Genomic DNA, 15,582 nt, shown 5'->3' on the forward strand with positions numbered 1-15,582 from the left:
CGTTACCGCCGGATCCAGGTGTCGTGGAACTGCAGCCGGGCCGAGGCCTCGAACTTCACGTCCGCGACGTTCTTGCCGACGCCGATGGCCTGGGACAGCTCCACCGTGGGAATCCACAGGCCCTCGTCGAGCACCGCGCCCTGCGCCGCGCTCAGCAGGCGGGTGCGCTCGGCCGGATCGGTGGCCGAGAGCTGTCCGCTCAGCAGCGCGTCCAGCTTCTCGTTCGGACCGCGGCCGTTGAGATTGCGCTGGTCCACCCCGAACGTCGTGCGCAGGATGTCACCGTCGGCGCGCGTGGTGTTGTAGTAGTTGAAATCGAAGTTCTTGGCGTTCTGCCGGGCGGTCGACTCCGCCACCGAGACCTGCTCCAGTTTCAGCTCGAAACCGATACCGCGCAGCTGCTGCTGGGTCAGTTCCAGAATCGCCTGGTTGCCCGCGAACGCCGGGGCGTACATCACCGAGGCGGCCAGGCGCTGACCGTCCTTGACCCGGATGCCGTCGGCCCCGGGCGCCCAGCCCGCCCGGTCGAGGATCTTCTTCGCGGCGTCCTGGTCGAACTTCAGCCGATCCGACAGATCGGTGTAACCCGGTGTGCGCGAAGCGAGCACGCTGCTCGCGGTCTTGAACTGCTTGCCCAGGACGGTGTCCACCAGTTCCTGGCGGTTGATGCCGGTCAGCAGGGCCGTGCGCACGGCCGGATCGGTGAGCGGTCCGCGCGTCACATTGGGCTGCAAACCGAACGGCAGCCCCGGGTTCGAGGTGAACTGCACCCGGGCGCCCGCGGCCTCGAGTTGCGGAACATCCTGCGGCAGCGCGTCACTGATGGCGTCGAGCTGGCCGGAGGCCAGGCTGCCGGTGCGCACGCCCGATTCCGGGACCACGGTGAAGACGATCTTGTCGAGGTACGCCTCGCCCTGGGTGGCGAAAACCGAGGAGCCCCAGTTGTATCCGATCCGCTTGGCCAGGGTCGCCGAGGCGCCCTGCTTCCACTCCGCGTAGGTGAACGGTCCGCTGCCGACATTGCCGCCGAGGCAGCGGTCGTCGGCCGACTTGGCGAGGGTCGCATCACCCTGGATGCCCAGCTGCGACGTCGAAGTCGCCTGCAGGAACTGGGTATTGGGCGCGTTGAAGTCCACCTGCACGGTGCGCGCGTCGATGACCTTGCTGCCGGCGTAGCCGGAGAGGTAGCTCGCCGCCAGCGGCGCCTTCGCACCGCCCAGCGCGACGATGGAATCGAAGTTCTTGGCGACCGAATCCGCGGTCAGCGGGGTGCCGTCGCTGAAGGTCACGCCCTCGCGCAGCTGGAACCGGAACGATTTGGCGTCCTGGCTGACGAACCAGCTCGAGGCCAGCCACGGCGTGATCTTGCCCGTCTCGGGATCCTGATCGGTCAGCGAATCCACGATCTGCCGGGTCACGTAGATCGTCTGATTCGTTCCCGACTGCGCCGGATCCGAGCAGGACGGGGCCGTCGACAGACCGTAGCGCAGGGTGCCGCCGGGCTGTGGCGGTCCCGACGGCTCCCCGCTGCCGCCATCGGCCCCACCGCACGCGGCGAGGGACAGGGCGGCGGCTACGGTGCCGACGAGGGCGAGGGGGCGTTTCATCGAGGGTCTCCGGAGGGGTAGCGATCGGCGCCGAGCGGACGGCTCGGAATGTGGCGGCGCAATTCGGGCGCCACCTCCGCCTGGAACAGTTCGAGGCTTTCGCGGTGCTGTTTGTCGGTGCGACCGTCGCCATCGGCGCTGAGGTGAACCACCTCGTGCCCGAGCGCCTCGTGATAGCGGTGCAGTTTGTCCAGCACCTGCGCGGGACTGCCGACCAGGGCCGAGGATCGCTCGACGAAATCCTCGACGGTGTCGAAAACTATGGGGATATCGAACTTTCGCGCCGCGGCCTGCCGGGCGGCGAACAGCGGGCGGTAGGCGTCCACGGCCTCCTGCGAATCCCGGGCCACCAGGAAACCGGCGGTACCCGCGCCCACCAGGGCCTGCGCCGGGTCGTGCCCGTAGGCCGCCCAGCGCTCGCGGTAGTGCGCGACCAGCTCGGCGTACGGCTGCACGGGATTGGTGACATTGGCCGAGAACAGCGGATCACCGTGCTGGGCCGCGTAATCCGCGGACTCGTGACTGGTGGCGCTGCCGTGCCAGATGCGCAGGCGCGGCTGCAACGGCCGCGGCAGCGCCTTGGCCGCGGTCAGCGACGGCCGGAACTTCCCGGACCAGGTGACGCTGTCGCTGTCCCACAGTCGCCGGAACAGGTCGTAGCCTTCGCGATTGCGCTCCCACTGGTCATCGACGGTGACGTGGAACAGCTGGGCCTGCGCGGCCCCGTTGCCCTTGCCGATGATCAGCTCCAGGCGGCCGTCCGAGAGATTGTCCAGGGTGGAGTAGTCCTCGAAGGCGCGCACCGGATCCAGCAGGCTCAGCGTGGTGACGCCGGTGAACAGCGCGATGCGGGAGGTGACGGCGGCGATATGGCTCAGCACCACCGGGGGCGCGGCCGAGATGAAGGGGTCCTCGTGCCGTTCCCCCACCGCGAAGCCGTCGTACCCGAGATCCTCGGCCAGGCGCGCACTGTCGACGACCCGGCGCAGGCGCGCACGCGCGGTCTCGGTGACGCCGGTGACGGGATCCGGGGTGTGCGTGATCAGCGTCAGCAGCAGGAACTTCATCGAATGGTCCTCCATCGGTCCTGACGGAAGCACCCGCACCCGGGAGCCCGGGGGGTTGCTGCGACTTCTGCGAGCCAGGTCTCTCGGTCGCTCTGGATGGTGCCGATGACGTTACGAAGCTTCGCCGCCGCTGTCGCCGGTCCGGATCAACGTGAATTCAACCCGGCCGGCGACGTCCGGGATCAGGGCTGGAAACTGTGGAACAGCAGCACCGAAAGGCCCAGGCCCACCGCCAGATTCACCAGCGTCGCGGCGCCGAAGACCACGATGGGGCGCGGACCCGCCTCACGAATCCCCTTGGCGGAGAAGCCGAGACCGATGGAGACGAAGGCGAAGATCAGGAACCAGGTGCGCAGATCGTTCACCGTGGCGATGACCGGCTTGGGCTTGTCGGCGTACTGCACGTACAGGGTGCCGATCACCGAGGCGGCGATGAAGCCCAGCACGAATTTCGGGAAACGGGCCCAGAATTCGCCGATCGAGGGCCGCTCGGCGGTGCCGGTGCGATCGACCCGCAGCGCGAAGTACGCGGTCAGGGCGATGGCGACCAGGCCGATCAGGGCGTTCTGGGTGGTCTTGACGATCGTCGCGATCTGCAGTGATTCCTCACCCGCCAGCGCGCCCGCCGCCGCGACCGCCGCCGTGGTGTCGATGTTGCCGCCGATCCAGGCGCCCGCCACCGCGTCCGAGAGACCGAACACATCGGCCAGCCAGGGCAGCAGGAAGATGGACGGCAGCGCGAAGATGACGACCATCGAGGCCGCGTACGCCAGCTGCTCGCGCTTGGCCTGCACCGCGCCCGCCGCCGCGATGGCCGCGCTCACGCCGCAGATGGAGACAGCGGAGGCCAGCAGTGCGCGCAGCCGATCGTCGATGCCGAGCACGCCGCCGAACCACCAGGTGAAGCCGAAGACGGCGGTGATGAGCAGCAGCGCCTGCAGGATCGCCGGACCGGCGGCGGTGGCCAGGATCTTCAGGTTGATCGACGCGCCGAGCAGGACGACGCCGGTCTTGATGAAGAACTCGGTCCGGAAGCCGGCCGACAGGCGTTCGCGCAGGCCGAGCTTCCACAGCAGGGCGTTGCCCAGCAGGCCGAGAATGATGGCGTAGATGGGGAACTCGACGCTCTTGGCGATCTTCGCGAAGGGGGTGTCCACCGCCCACTTGGGGACGTTGACCTCCAGGTAGCGGGTGATCGCGCCGAGCAGCACGACCACCGCGATGCCCGCGACGGCCAGGCCGACGCGGTTGCCGCGCGAGAGCTCGTCCGCTCGTGGAGCAGCGGCGGGTTCGGTCGTCGCGGCGGTCTTCGGATCCGCTTCCGGTTGCGCCGGTGCGGTATTCGCGGTGGTCTCGCTCATCACGGCACCAGCCCGTCCGGCAGGATGCCGGTCAGCACCAGGGTCAGCAGCGTCAGCCCGGCGATGACGGCCAGCCAGTCCTCGCTGAGCCACGACCATCGGCCGGCCGGCGCCGCGACCGGCTCCCCGGCGGTTTCGTCCTGTGCCATAACCGGTTTCTCACTTTCGCCGAACTACCTTCTCGGTCCGGGCGAAAGTGCCTCCCGCCCGGCCTTTTCAGTGCAGCACCGGCGGTTTTCCGGGAACAGGTTTCAGCTCAGGCGGATCGCAACGAGCGGAATCCGCTCTGGTGGAACACCAGCGGCTCGGTGGCCGGATGCGTACTGAGTCGATGCACGCGCAGCAGCACGACGGCGTGGTCGCCCGCCGGAACCTGTTCGTGCACCGAGGTTTCCAGCCAGATGGTGGCCCCGCCGACGAACGCGGCGTTGCCGTGCCCGGTGTGCAGATCCACGCTCCGGAACCGGTCGCCCGAGCGCGAACTCAGCTCCTTGGCGACCTGGTCCTGCCCGGTGCCGAGCAGACTCAGCCCGAGCCGGCTCGCCTTCTCCAGCCGCGGCCAGGTCTCCGAGGTGTACTGCACGCAGATGGCCACCAGCGGCGGGTCCAGCGAGACCGGCACGAAGGTGCTCACCACCAGACCGTGCGGCGCACCCCCGATTCGCGCGCACACCGCGACGATCCCGCTGGGAAAGTGCGCGAACGTCTTCCGCAACTCCACCCCCTCCACCGAGGTGAGTGCGGCGACGTCGCCGGAGGAGAGTGCGGCCGCTTCGCCGCGAATCGAGGTCAGCTCAGCCATCTCCCCACTCCACCATCCGGCCCTACCCGGCAACAGGTTTCAGCTCACGCGGATTCGAGCCGTGGAAAACGCGGAACCCGCCCGGTCACGAGGACCGAGCGGGTTCCGGTGGTCCGGCACACCGGACGTTGCAGGACCGGCAGTGCGGCGGACTACTTGGCCGCCACGAAGGGCTGGTTGATGGTGATGAAGTAGTTGGCCGCGGCGATGATCGCGACCGGGGCCGTGATCAGGATCTGCCCCGCGAGGGTGCCCAGGAAGCCGACCGTGGTGATACCGGTCAGGCAGCCCACGACCGCGCCGCCGAGCGCGCCGAACATCGCGGTCAGCGCGGCGGTCGCGAGACCGACGATCGAACCGCCGACGAGGCAGCCGATGGCCGCGCCGCCGAGACCACCGGTCAGGGTCGCGATGGCGCCACCCATGGAGATGGTGTCGACCATGCGCTTCCAGGCGGCCTGCTCACGGTCGTACTCGGACTTGAACGGTGCGACGTTCTCGAACGGGAGGTTGACCGGCTTGTAGACGGCCTTGTCGACATTGAGCTCGGGGGTCAGCGTCGCGACGTTGTCCGAGATGTTCGCCGCGATCGGGAACTCGAAATCGTCGACACGGAAGTTCAACTCGGTGCCGGCGACGGTGGCGCCGTTCGCGGCCTTGATCTTGAAGACGCCGTCCTCGACGACCATCGAACCCGCGTCGGTCCGGATGATGGTGCTGGTATCGGTGGTGGTGGCGGCGTAGTTGATGACGCCCTGATCGGCGGGGGCCTCGGGGGCCGCACCCGCGGTACCGGCGGCGATGCCCATGGCGGCGATCAGCAACGCCGCGGTGGCGGCGAATTTCTTCGAAAGCATGTTGTCGTTTTCCTCATCAGGCAGATCCGCAGGGGGAACGGAGGAATACAAACCGCAGGCAACGAACGGAATATGACTCGAGGGTGCCGCGACGATGAACACTCGTCGCGACACCCTCGAGAAGATGCTGCCGAATTACTTGGCCGGCGGGGTGAAGGGCTGGTTGATCGTCGTGAAGTACTGCACCGCTGCGAGAATCGCTACCGGTGCGGTGACCAGAATCTGACCCGCCAGCACACCGAGGAAGCCCAGCGCGGCGATACCGGCGACGCAACCGACGGCGGCCGCGCCGAGCGGACCGAAGATGGCGGTGATCGGCGCGGTCGCCAGACCCGCGGTACCGGCGACAGCGCCGCCGAGGATGCAACCCACCGCCGCGCCGCCGATGCCACCGACGACGGTGCCGACCGCGGCGCCCATGCTGATGGTGCTGGTCAGGCGGGTCCAGGCAGCGACCTCACGCTCGTACTCGGTCTTCCACGGCGCCACGTTCTCGTAGGGCAGGGCCACCGGCTTGTAGACCGCGCTCGCCAGATCGAACTTCGGGGTCAGGGTCGCGGTATTGCCCGAGATGTCCGCGGCGATCGGGAACACGAAATCGTCGACACGGAAGTTCAATTCGGTGCCGGCGACCACGGTGCCATTGGCGGCCTTCACCTTGAAGATTCCGTCTTCGACGACCAGCGAGCCCGCATCGGTGCTGATGATCGACTGGGTCTCGGTGGTGGTCTGGGTGTAATTGATTACGCCCTCGTCAGCCTTGACCGGGGACGCACCGGCGGTCCCGGAGGCCAGGCCGAGCGCCGTAACTACCAGCGCCGCAACTCCGGCGAACTTCCTCATCTTCATTGGTACTGCTTCCTCGCCACTGCCGAAAACGAACTTGATAGCGGCAAGCATCAAGCAAACGACGCAGAACGAGGAGGTTAAAAACCAGCTTGATTCGATCGAGATATGGGCTTGACTACTTCGCCTTGGCGGCCGCCTTGGCCTGCTTCTTGAATTCGCGGACCTGGCCCAGGGATTCGGCGTCGGTGACGTCGGCTACCGAGCGACGGGAGTTCTGTTCGCCGTATGCGCCGGCGGCTTCGCGCCAGCCGCGGGCCTGCAAACCGTCCTGTTTACCCAACAGGGCCAAGAAGATTCGCGCCTTCTGATCGCCGAAACCCGGGAGGGCTTTGAGGCGTTTCAGGACCTCTTTCCCGTCCGGATCGCCGTCGGTCCACAGACCTGCGGTTTTGCCGTCATAGTTCTCGACGATGAACCGGGCCAGCTCCTGCACCCGGCGGGCCATGGAACGGCCGTAACGATGAATTGCCGGGGGCGTCGCGCCCAGCTCCTCGAATTCGGCCGGATCGGCGTCCGCGATTTTGCGGATGTCGAACCCGCCCATTCGGTCGGCGATCTTCTGCGGGCCCCGGAACGCGTGTTCCATGGGGAACTGCTGGTCCAACGTCATGCCGACCAAAAGGGCGAAATCATCGGATGAAAGCAGGGCGTCGGCTTCCGGTTCCTGAGCGATACACAGCGCGCGGCTCACCATCGGCCAATCATCCCATCCGGCGCGGGGCGCGGTGACACGGGTCACGGAAACGGGTCCGCCGGTGGCCGCCGCGGCCGGTTGACCCGCTCACCGGGATCTGGGAGTTTGTCGAACCATGAAGTACCTGCTGCTCATCTACGGCAACACCGAGAAATGGGAATCGATCCCGCCCGCGGACTGGCCGCGGGTCGTGGCCGAGCAGGAAGCGTGGAACGCGCGCTATCGCGCGACCGGAGAATTGCTGGGCGCCTACGGCCTCGGCGACTCGGACACGGCGGAATTGGTGCTGCGCCGGGACGGGGCGCCGGTGGTGACCGACGGTCCCTACCTCGAGACCAAGGAGTACCTGGCCAGCCTCTACCTGCTGAACGTCACGAGCGCCGAGCGGGCGCGCGAGATCGCCGCGGACATACCCATGGCCGACCGATCCCCGGTGGAGGTGTGGCCGGTGCTGCACGAGTCGCCGGGACAGTGACCGGCAGCCCGATCGCGGCCGTCCTGCGCGAGCTCGCGCCGGGCGTGCTGGCCACGCTGGTCCGGCGCTACGGCGACTTCGCCGCCTGCGAGGACGCCACCCAGGAGGCCATGCTCGCCGCGACGACCCAGTGGCCGCGCGAGGGCATGCCCGACAACCCGCGCGGCTGGCTGGTGACCGTCGCGCAGCGGAGGCTCATCGACGAGATCCGCAGCGAATCGGCCCGGCGCCGGCGCGAGGAGCAGGACGCGGCCGCCACCCCGGAGAGCGAGGAGACGCCCGCGCGGGACGACTCGCTGGCGCTGCTGTTCCTGTGCTGCCATCCCGCGCTCACTCCCCCGAGCCAGATCGCGCTCACCCTGCGCGCGGTCGGCGGCCTGAGCACCGCGCAACTCGCCGCCGCCTTCCTGGTGCCGGAAGCGACCATGGCACAGCGGATCACCCGCGCCAAACAGACCGTCGACAGTGCCGGTCGCGCCTTCGTCATGCCGCCGCCGGCCGAGCGCGCCGCCCGGCTGTCCGCGGTGCTGCACGTGCTGTACCTGATATTCAACGAGGGCTACACGGCCACCGCCGGAACGGATCTCACCGCGCCCGATCTCAGCGACGAGGGAATTCGGCTCGCGCGCATGCTCTTCGATCTGCTGCCCGAGGACACCGAGGTGGCGGGACTGCTGGCCCTGATGCTGCTCACCGACGCGCGCCGGGCCGCGCGCGTGGACTCGGCCGGGGATCTGGTGCCGCTCGACGAGCAGGATCGCGGGCGCTGGGATCACGCCCGCGTCACCGAGGGCGTCGAGCTGATCACCGCGACCCTCGCGCGCGGGGACGTCGGCCCGTACCAACTCCAGGCCGCCATCGCCGCCGTCCACGACGAGGCCGCCACCGTCGAGACCACCGATTGGCCACAGATACTGGCGCTCTACGACCTGCTCGGGCGGATCGCGCCCAATCCCATGACCGCGCTCAATCGCGCGGTCGCCGTGGCGATGGTGCGGGGACCCGCGGCCGGACTCGCCGTCCTCGCCGAACTCGAATCCGACAAACGGCTGGCCCGGCACCACCGGCTGCTGGCCACCCGCGCGCATCTGCGCGAACTCGAGGGCGACCGCGCGGGTGCCGCGCGGGACTACCGCGCCGCCGCGGCTCGCGCCGACAGTGCCCCTGAGCAGCGCTATCTCGCGAAGAAAATTTCCGCGCTGACGATGTAGAGATTCCGGCGACGTCTCCGACCACCTCGCGAAAGCACCACAGGCCAACCGAGGGAGCACCGCCATGATCACCACCACCGAACCCGTCGTCGCCGCCGATATGACCGTGTCGCTGGACGGCTTCGTCTGCGGACTCGAAGCGCGCAAGCCGCCGTACCTGGATGACGGCTTCTTCCGCGTCACCGGCTGGGTCGTCAAACATTTCGTCTGGCAGGAGCAGCACGGACTGTCGAGCGACGCGGCGGCGACGGCTGTCACCGATCCCGAAGCCGAGTTGATCGCCGAACGCATCGAACGCACCGGGGCATACGTGCTGGGCCGGCGGATGTTCGATTCGGCGGGCGACGAATGGGACGTCGAGTCGCCGTACCACGTGCCTACCTTCGTGGTCACCCACCGGCCGCGGGAATCACGAATCCTGGCCGACGGCACCATCTTCCACTTCGAGGCCGACGGCGTGGCCGCGGCCGTCGAAAGGGCGCGCGCGGTGTGCCGCGCGGCGGGCGAGGGCAAGGCCGTGCACATTTCCGGTGGCGCGTCCATCGTGCAGCAGGCGCTGGCCGCGGGCCTCGTCGACGAGCTGCACATCCACGTCGTGCCGGTCCTGCTCGGCCGAGGTACCCGTCTGTTCGACAACCTCCCCGCCGGAATCGTGGAACTCGAGCGCTACCGGGTCGTGGACTCCGCCGACGCCACCCACCTCAGCTTCCGGATCCCCCGCACCACCCCGGACCGTCCCGGCGGCACCGCCGCCACGACCGCCGACGACACGACCGCCGACGATCCGGCCGGCACCACCGCGCGTACATCCACCGTGACCTCGCGGGACGGCAGCACCATCGCCGTCGATGTCATCGGCAGCGGCGCACCGGTGATCCTCATCGGCGGCGCGTTCAACGACCGGTCCACCGTGGCCGCACTGGCCGCGGCACTGGCGCCGGACTTCACCGCCGTCACCTACGACCGGCGCGCCCGCGGCGGCAGCGACGACCGCGCCGCGGACTACGCGACGCAGTCCGAAATCGAGGACCTGGCCGCCGTGATCGCCCATATGGGCGGGCGCGCAAGCGTTTTCGGTCATTCCTCGGGCGGCATCCTCGCACTGGAGGGGCTGATGCACGGCCTCCCGATCGATCGGGTCGCGGTCTACGAGACCCCGTACCTCACCGACGGGACCCGGCCCGCCCCGGCGGCGGGCACCCGCGAGCGGCTCGCGGAGCTGGTGCGCGCGGGCGAGAACGACGCGGCGGTGACGCTGTTCCTGGAACAGAACGTCGGCGTGCCCGCCGAGATGGTGGCGGGCATGCGCGCCGCGGACGACTGGGCGTTCCTCGTGGCCAACGCGGGCGGGCTGCCGTACGACGCCCTGGTCTGCGGCGACGACCTCGCCCCGCCGGCCGCCCGGCTGGCCGGGATCGCCGCGCCGGTGCTCGCGGTGTACGGCGATCGGACCTGGCCGTGGCTCGCGGCGGGCACCCGGGCGGTCGGCGCGACCGTACCCGGGGCCGAGACGCTCGGCATCGCGGGCGCGGACCACGGCATCCTGGCCGACCCGGAACGACTCGCACCGGTCCTGCGCACGTTCTTCGCCCGCTAGGAGCCGGTTCGCGTGACCGCCCGGACTCGGCGGCGTACGGGGGCAGCAGGGCGATGTGCCGCACCGCGGGCGGCATCGTTCGATCGTCCTTTCTGCCCGCGTTGCGGTGACGCGCGTCACGACTAGGCTCGGCGACATGCCCGACACCATGGCTGTAGACACAGCGGGAACCGCGCCGCACGATGGCGCCGGGTCCGGACTGCGACCGGACCGTTTCGATCGAGAGGGCCAGGATCAACTGGTCGACGTACACGACTTACAGGCCGCGCTACCCGGCATCCGGCGACTGCGGAACTGGGCGCACGACGCCCTCGCGACGCGGGCCGGAGAAAGCGCGGTCGACATCGGATCCGGCACCGGGTCCGAGGTCATCCGATTCGCCGAAGCGGTCGGGGCCACCGGCACCGCGGTCGGCGTGGAACCGGACCCGCGACTGCTGACCGCCGCCGAACGCCGGGCCGCCCAGACCGGATCGACCGCCGCCTTCGTCTCCGGCGACGCCTACGGACTGCCGTTCGGCTCGGACAGCTTCGACGTGGCGCTGTGCGAACGCGTGTTCCAGCACCTGACCTCCCCGGCGCGCGCGGTCGGCGAAATCGCCCGCGTGCTGAAACCGGGGGGCCGCGTCGTGGTCATGGACAGCGACTGGGGCACCGCCATCGTGCACCCGGGCGACCGGCAGGTGGTCGGCAAGGTCATCGAGACCATGATCGCCGGCACCACCAACCCCTTCGCCGGGCGCAGGCTCGCCGGGCAGCTCAGCGCCGCCGGTCTGGTGGTCGACGACATCGGCTCCCACGCGCTGATCCAGGACGGCGGCATCGGCGCGGGCGCGCTGGTGGCCCGCATCGCCGACCTGTCCGTGGCGCGCGGTTCCATCACCCAGGAACAGCGCGATCAGCTGATCGCCGATCTGGAGGCGGGCGCGCAGAGCGGCGACATCCACCTGTCGGTGACGATCTTCGCCGTACTGGCCCACAAGGCTTGACCGCCGAAAACAAAGGCGCGCACCGTGTTCGGTGCGCGCCTTCGATTCGACAGTGACCGCCGGGGGGCCTATTCGGCGTCGGCGAGCAGCTTCTCGGTGGCGGCCAGCAGGACGCAGGTCGCGACGCCGTCCATGGCCTTCTCCAGATCGCCGAGCGAGGGGAAGCTGGGAGCGAGGCGAATGTTCTTGTCCTCCAGGTCCTTACCGTAGGGGAAGGACGAACCGGCGGGGGTCAGCGCGATGCCTGCCTGCCGGGCCAGCCCCACCACGCGGCTGGCCGTGCCCTCGAGCACGTCCAGGCTGATGAAGTAGCCGCCCCTGGGCTCGGTCCAGGACGCCACCTTCGAGGCGCCCAGGCGATCCTCCAGAATGCGCAGCACCAGTTGGAATTTCGGCTCCAGGATGGCGCGGTGCTTCTGCATGTGGGCGCGCACGCCCTCGGCATCGCCGAAGAAGCGCAGGTGCCGCAGCTGGTTGACCTTGTCCGGGCCGATGCTCTTCTTGCCCGCGTGCTTCAGGAACCAGTCCAGGTTCGTGGTGGAAGCGCCGAAGAAGCTCACGCCCGCGCCCGCGAAGGTGATCTTCGAGGTGGACGCGAAAACGTAGGGCCGGTTGGCGTTTCCGGCCGTGGCGGCCAGGCCGATCACATCGATCACCGGGTCGGCGATGTCGGTGAGCGGATGCACCGCGTAGGCGTTGTCCCAGAAGAGCCGGAAGTCGGGCGCGGCGGTCGGCATGGAGACCAGCTCGTGCGCCACGGCCTCGGAGAAGGTGACGCCGGTGGGGTTGGAGTAGTTCGGCACCGCCCACAGGCCCTTGATGCTCGCGTCGGTGGCCACCAGTTCGGCGATGGCGCGCACGTCCGGCCCGTCGTGACCCATGGGAATCGGGATCATCTCGATGCCGAGCGATTCGGTGATGGCGAAGTGCCGGTCGTAACCCGGTGCGGGACACAGGAACTTGAGCACCGGCTCATCGGCCCAGCGCCGCTCGGAGTCGGCGTTGCCGTGCAGCATCGAGTACACGATCACGTCGTGCATGTACTCCAGGCTGGCGTTGTTGCCCGCGATGAGATTGGCGACCGGGATGCCCAGCAGCTCGCCGAAGATGGCGCGCAGCTCCGGCAGGCCGTGCAGGCCACCGTAATTGCGCACATCGGTGCCCGAACCATCGCGGTAGTCGTCGTTGCCCGGCAGCGAGAGCAGGTCCAGCGACAGGTCCAGCTGCTCGGGCGCGGGCTTACCGCGCGTAATGTCCAGCGTCAGCTTTTCGGTCTGGAGCGTCGCGTAGTTCGCGGTCTGCGTCTCGTGTTCGGTTACGAGTTCCGCATGGCTCATCAAACCAATTTGCGTCTGCCGGGGCATTGTGCAGCCTTTCCAGGGGCTAGGGGTGTTTTGTCCTGTCTGCGCCAAAGCGCCGACCCGGATCACGTTACTTGGTAGCCACCGCCGACGGGGAGGTATCTCCACCGTCGCAACCGGGCGAAGACCCCGGAAATTAAAGGGGACCCAGCGCACCCGGCAGAGCCCGTTGACCCTTGCTGCCTTCCGGCCCTGGGGGAGTTCACAGGATGCGCGCCGCGCTGGATCCGTCGGCCAGTGTAGCGGCTCACCGAGACTCGCGCCGCATCGGGTCGTTACGATCCTTCCGACAGGCGGGGGGACCCGCTCAGCACCGGAGGGGAAAACCTGTAGTGACTAGCTCCAATCCAGGATCGGGCGACCCGCAGGACCCGGCCCGGCACCAGGAAACCGCCCAGTGGTGGGACACCCCGCCCACCGCCGCCGACGCGGGCGCACCGGTCACCGGCGTGGACCCGACCATGCTGAACTACTCGGGCGGCGCGGCGTACGCCCCTGCGCCGCAGCCCTTTACGCCGCAGCCGTTCACCGGCCAGCAGTCCGCGCCCCAGCCTTTCCCGGGACAGCAGTCCGCGCCCCAGCCCTTCGCCGGGCAGCAGTTCGCACCCGGGCCCCAGCCGTTCTCCAGCGGGTACGCCCAGCAGCCGCCCCCGCAACCGCCGATGGGCGGCTACGGCGGCTACTCGCCCCCGCCGTCGGGCGGCGGCTCCAAGACGGGCTGGATCATCGGCGGCGTGATCGGCCTGGTCGCGATCGTCGGCATCGGCGTGGTGGCCATCGGGCTGTCCGGCAAGAAGGACAATCCGCTGAGCCCGCTCGACGACAAGAAGTCGGCCATGGACGGCAACTACTCCATGGACAAGGTCACCAACGCCTGCAACCTCATCGACCCGTCCTCGATAACCCGCTGGGCCTCGACCTCCACCGGCGCCCCCGAGCACACCGAGACCAAGCCCACCGATTACTCCGGCGGCCGGCTCACCTGCACGGCCGGCTACGAAAGCCAGTCCGCCACCAGCAAGTACCACACCAATGAGGCGGACATCACCCTCGACGTCTCCTTCAACGGCGCCTACGGCAAGCCCGACTACGAGTCCTGGAAGTCCTACGACACCGGCACCACCGGCAGCGGCCGTACCTCCGGCGACGTCACCGGCATCGGCTCGGAGGGCTACTGGCACGCCGAGACCCGCGACTACTCCTCCTTCACCGTGCTCGATTACACGGTCGCCGTGCAGGACAGCAACGTCTCGGTCAAGGTCAAGATCAGCGTCGACCGCGGCGAGGGCGAAACCGTCAGCAAGGACGACGTCGCGCGCGTGGCCAAGGATCAGGTCCAGCAGGCCCTGAACGGCCTGAAGAAGAAGTAGCCCGCACCCCGGTCGCCCGTCCGAGAAAGCGTCCCCGACCACCGAATTTCTTGTTACCGCCCCGGACCCGGTATATTCCTCCACGGAGGATTCGCCTAGTGGCCTATGGCGCTCGCCTGGAACGCGGGTTGGGTTAACGCCCTCAGGGGTTCAAATCCCCTATCCTCCGCTCACGAAAGCCTCGGCTGGACATCGTCCGCCGAGGCTTTCGTCATATCCGGGCACGGTCGAGCGCTCCGGCGGCGAGCCCCGCGGACTTCGCGGCCGGACTCGGCGCCGCGCGCTTCGGATCAGTCGTCCGCGCGAGCGTGACGGCCGGTCGGGGGCGGGACCGGCAGGGCGGCGAGGTCGGGATCGGGGACGCCGTGCCGCCACGGCGGGGTGGTGGTTTCGACGAACCTGGGGAGTTCTTCGGTGGGGTAGTCGAGTTCGCGGCGGGCCTGCGCGAGGAAGAGGTCCATGGTGCCGTAGGCGGTGAGGATCTCCGTGAGGAGGCGCAGGGCACTGGGGTGGGTTGTCTGCGTCACGTTCGTCATGGTCCTCCACTCGAGGGGCGAACCGCGGGCGCGCCACGCACCGGGACGGCCGCGGACTCGGGGACACCGGCCGGCGGATGGGGTTGGGTTGGGTACCCGCCGGCCGGTGTCGTGCTGCCGTGTACAGCGATCGGCCCCGTTTGCAGGCCGGGGCCCGAGTCGTCAGGGCGGGACGACCCCGGGTACCCGAACACGGGCGGCTGCCAGCCTGTAACTGCGCGCGGCCGGGAGTCCGTGCGCAGGATCCCGTGTTCGGAATACCCGAGGCCAAGTTATGCAGTTCCGCCAGGTCGCCGCGACACGACGCGCACGATGGCATGGAATGTCAGCGCATTCAGCACGACAGGTCACAGGTGACTAGAAAATAGCCCTTTCACCTGGCAACCCGTCCGGCAAATCACCGGGGAACATCCGACTCCGCCGGATCGCCACCCGCGCGCAGCGCGGTCACGACCTCACCCAGGGCGTCGTCCAGCAGGGCCGCGTAGTCGTCGAGGTCGGTCAGGACGGCCGGGTCGGCGTGCACCGAGACGGTGACCGTGTCACCGAGGCCGTGGATACCGTGCGTGAGGTGCATGACCGAGCCCAGGCCCGGAAAGCCCGCGGTGAACAGGACGCGGCCACCGGCGAAAGCGAGATCGGCCGGGCCCCGGTGCACGCTGGAGATCACGGTGTGCCCCGAGACCGATTGCGGCAGCACGTCTATCGGGTACGACTCGATGTCACGGCGCAGGATCGGGGCCGGAACGACCGCGGTCGCCCGGCCGCGCGCCGCCTGCAGGGGATGATCGGAAGAGCGTCGGGGAG

The 15,582-nt window shown here is 69.0% G+C and carries 15 protein-coding genes, 1 tRNA gene, 1 other RNA gene, 1 pseudogene and 1 riboswitch; of the genes and pseudogenes, 6 read left to right on the forward strand and 12 right to left on the reverse strand.

Annotation, left to right across the window (positions count from 1 at the left end):
* Positions 1–2 precede the first annotated feature (2 nt).
* The 8 genes from ABZ319_RS27340 to ABZ319_RS27375 form a co-directional block, all read right to left on the reverse strand.
* Positions 3–1,607 (reverse strand): ABC transporter substrate-binding protein, encoded by a 1,605-nt coding sequence (locus ABZ319_RS27340; RefSeq protein ID WP_354989357.1) that lies wholly within the window; start codon positions 1,605–1,607, stop codon positions 3–5.
* On the reverse strand, positions 1,604–2,674 hold the full coding sequence (locus tag ABZ319_RS27345) for an LLM class flavin-dependent oxidoreductase (protein ID WP_354989358.1): 1,071 nt from the start codon (positions 2,672–2,674) through the stop codon (positions 1,604–1,606). Before ABZ319_RS27345 ends, ABZ319_RS27340 begins: the two co-directional genes overlap by 4 nt.
* Before the next feature lie 8 nt (positions 2,675–2,682).
* Positions 2,683–2,777, reverse strand: a riboswitch (SAM riboswitch).
* 79 nt (positions 2,778–2,856) lie between these two features.
* The gene (locus tag ABZ319_RS27350; protein WP_354989359.1) at positions 2,857–4,035 is read right to left on the reverse strand and encodes a putative sulfate exporter family transporter; all 1,179 of its coding nucleotides are present in this window, start codon (positions 4,033–4,035) and stop codon (positions 2,857–2,859) included.
* Entirely contained in the window at positions 4,035–4,184 is a 150-nt protein-coding gene (locus ABZ319_RS27355) for a hypothetical protein (protein WP_354989360.1), read from the reverse strand. Before ABZ319_RS27355 ends, ABZ319_RS27350 begins: the two co-directional genes overlap by 1 nt.
* A gap of 107 nt (positions 4,185–4,291) precedes the next feature.
* Positions 4,292–4,837, reverse strand: coding sequence for a flavin reductase family protein (locus ABZ319_RS27360; RefSeq protein WP_354989361.1), 546 nt, complete (start codon positions 4,835–4,837; stop codon positions 4,292–4,294).
* 152 nt (positions 4,838–4,989) lie between these two features.
* Positions 4,990–5,694: a hypothetical protein gene (locus ABZ319_RS27365; protein ID WP_354989362.1), complete on the reverse strand. Its 705-nt coding sequence runs from the start codon at positions 5,692–5,694 to the stop codon at positions 4,990–4,992.
* A 135-nt stretch (positions 5,695–5,829) separates the two neighbouring features.
* Complete coding sequence (locus ABZ319_RS27370; protein WP_354989363.1) at positions 5,830–6,543, reverse strand: hypothetical protein; 714 nt, start codon at positions 6,541–6,543, stop codon at positions 5,830–5,832.
* Between the two features lie 115 nt (positions 6,544–6,658).
* Positions 6,659–7,237, reverse strand: coding sequence for an HhH-GPD-type base excision DNA repair protein (locus ABZ319_RS27375; protein WP_354989364.1), 579 nt, complete (start codon positions 7,235–7,237; stop codon positions 6,659–6,661).
* A 115-nt stretch (positions 7,238–7,352) separates the two neighbouring features.
* On the opposite strand from ABZ319_RS27375, the gene ABZ319_RS27380 reads away from it, so the two are divergent.
* From ABZ319_RS27380 to ABZ319_RS27395, 4 genes are all read left to right on the forward strand, one after another.
* The gene (locus tag ABZ319_RS27380; RefSeq protein ID WP_354989365.1) at positions 7,353–7,712 is read left to right on the forward strand and encodes a YciI family protein; all 360 of its coding nucleotides are present in this window, start codon (positions 7,353–7,355) and stop codon (positions 7,710–7,712) included.
* A complete protein-coding gene (locus tag ABZ319_RS27385) occupies positions 7,709–8,923 on the forward strand; it encodes a DUF6596 domain-containing protein (protein ID WP_354989366.1) in 1,215 nt (404 codons plus the stop codon). The genes ABZ319_RS27380 and ABZ319_RS27385 overlap by 4 nt, the downstream gene beginning before the upstream one ends.
* A 64-nt stretch (positions 8,924–8,987) precedes the next feature.
* Entirely contained in the window at positions 8,988–10,520 is a 1,533-nt protein-coding gene (locus ABZ319_RS27390; protein WP_354989367.1) for an alpha/beta fold hydrolase, read from the forward strand.
* Positions 10,521–10,656: 136 nt separating this feature from the next.
* Entirely contained in the window at positions 10,657–11,508 is an 852-nt protein-coding gene (locus ABZ319_RS27395) for a methyltransferase domain-containing protein (protein ID WP_354989368.1), read from the forward strand.
* Positions 11,509–11,576: 68 nt separating this feature from the next.
* On the opposite strand, the gene ABZ319_RS27400 is transcribed toward ABZ319_RS27395, so the two are convergent.
* Positions 11,577–12,872 (reverse strand): aminotransferase class I/II-fold pyridoxal phosphate-dependent enzyme, encoded by a 1,296-nt coding sequence (locus ABZ319_RS27400; RefSeq protein ID WP_354989369.1) that lies wholly within the window; start codon positions 12,870–12,872, stop codon positions 11,577–11,579.
* A gap of 134 nt (positions 12,873–13,006) precedes the next feature.
* An RNA gene (gene ffs, locus ABZ319_RS27405) (signal recognition particle sRNA small type) lies at positions 13,007–13,101 on the reverse strand.
* A gap of 100 nt (positions 13,102–13,201) precedes the next feature.
* Between ffs and ABZ319_RS27410 the strand changes: the two genes are divergently transcribed.
* Complete coding sequence (locus ABZ319_RS27410) at positions 13,202–14,239, forward strand: hypothetical protein (RefSeq protein WP_354989370.1); 1,038 nt, start codon at positions 13,202–13,204, stop codon at positions 14,237–14,239.
* A gap of 84 nt (positions 14,240–14,323) precedes the next feature.
* Positions 14,324–14,408 (forward strand) — tRNA-Ser (locus ABZ319_RS27415).
* A gap of 121 nt (positions 14,409–14,529) precedes the next feature.
* Here ABZ319_RS27415 and ABZ319_RS27420 read toward each other — a convergent pair.
* Both ABZ319_RS27420 and ABZ319_RS27425 read right to left on the reverse strand, forming a co-directional pair.
* Positions 14,530–14,766, reverse strand: a complete 237-nt coding sequence (locus ABZ319_RS27420; RefSeq protein ID WP_354989371.1) for a hypothetical protein — start codon at positions 14,764–14,766, stop codon at positions 14,530–14,532.
* 406 nt (positions 14,767–15,172) lie between these two features.
* A pseudogene (locus tag ABZ319_RS27425) lies at positions 15,173–15,582 on the reverse strand (hypothetical protein); the annotation flags it as partial.

It is taken from the genome of Nocardia sp. NPDC005978, assembly GCF_040614455.1.
In the GTDB taxonomy this organism is placed as follows: domain Bacteria; phylum Actinomycetota; class Actinomycetes; order Mycobacteriales; family Mycobacteriaceae; genus Nocardia.

Excerpts from the sequence above, each read along its gene's own strand:
- ABZ319_RS27395 (WP_354989368.1), top strand. The coding sequence starts at position 10,657 with ATGCCCGACACCATGGCTGTAGACACAGCGGGAACCGCGCCGCACGAT.
- ABZ319_RS27355 (WP_354989360.1), bottom strand. The coding sequence starts at position 4,184 with ATGGCACAGGACGAAACCGCCGGGGAGCCGGTCGCGGCGCCGGCCGGC.
- ABZ319_RS27340 (WP_354989357.1), bottom strand. The coding sequence starts at position 1,607 with ATGAAACGCCCCCTCGCCCTCGTCGGCACCGTAGCCGCCGCCCTGTCC.
- ABZ319_RS27400 (WP_354989369.1), bottom strand. The coding sequence starts at position 12,872 with ATGCCCCGGCAGACGCAAATTGGTTTGATGAGCCATGCGGAACTCGTA.
- ABZ319_RS27390 (WP_354989367.1), top strand. The coding sequence starts at position 8,988 with ATGATCACCACCACCGAACCCGTCGTCGCCGCCGATATGACCGTGTCG.
- ABZ319_RS27370 (WP_354989363.1), bottom strand. The coding sequence starts at position 6,543 with ATGAAGATGAGGAAGTTCGCCGGAGTTGCGGCGCTGGTAGTTACGGCG.
- ABZ319_RS27360 (WP_354989361.1), bottom strand. The coding sequence starts at position 4,837 with ATGGCTGAGCTGACCTCGATTCGCGGCGAAGCGGCCGCACTCTCCTCC.
- ABZ319_RS27375 (WP_354989364.1), bottom strand. The coding sequence starts at position 7,237 with ATGGTGAGCCGCGCGCTGTGTATCGCTCAGGAACCGGAAGCCGACGCC.
- ABZ319_RS27365 (WP_354989362.1), bottom strand. The coding sequence starts at position 5,694 with ATGCTTTCGAAGAAATTCGCCGCCACCGCGGCGTTGCTGATCGCCGCC.
- ABZ319_RS27345 (WP_354989358.1), bottom strand. The coding sequence starts at position 2,674 with ATGAAGTTCCTGCTGCTGACGCTGATCACGCACACCCCGGATCCCGTC.
- ABZ319_RS27380 (WP_354989365.1), top strand. The coding sequence starts at position 7,353 with ATGAAGTACCTGCTGCTCATCTACGGCAACACCGAGAAATGGGAATCG.
- ABZ319_RS27350 (WP_354989359.1), bottom strand. The coding sequence starts at position 4,035 with ATGAGCGAGACCACCGCGAATACCGCACCGGCGCAACCGGAAGCGGAT.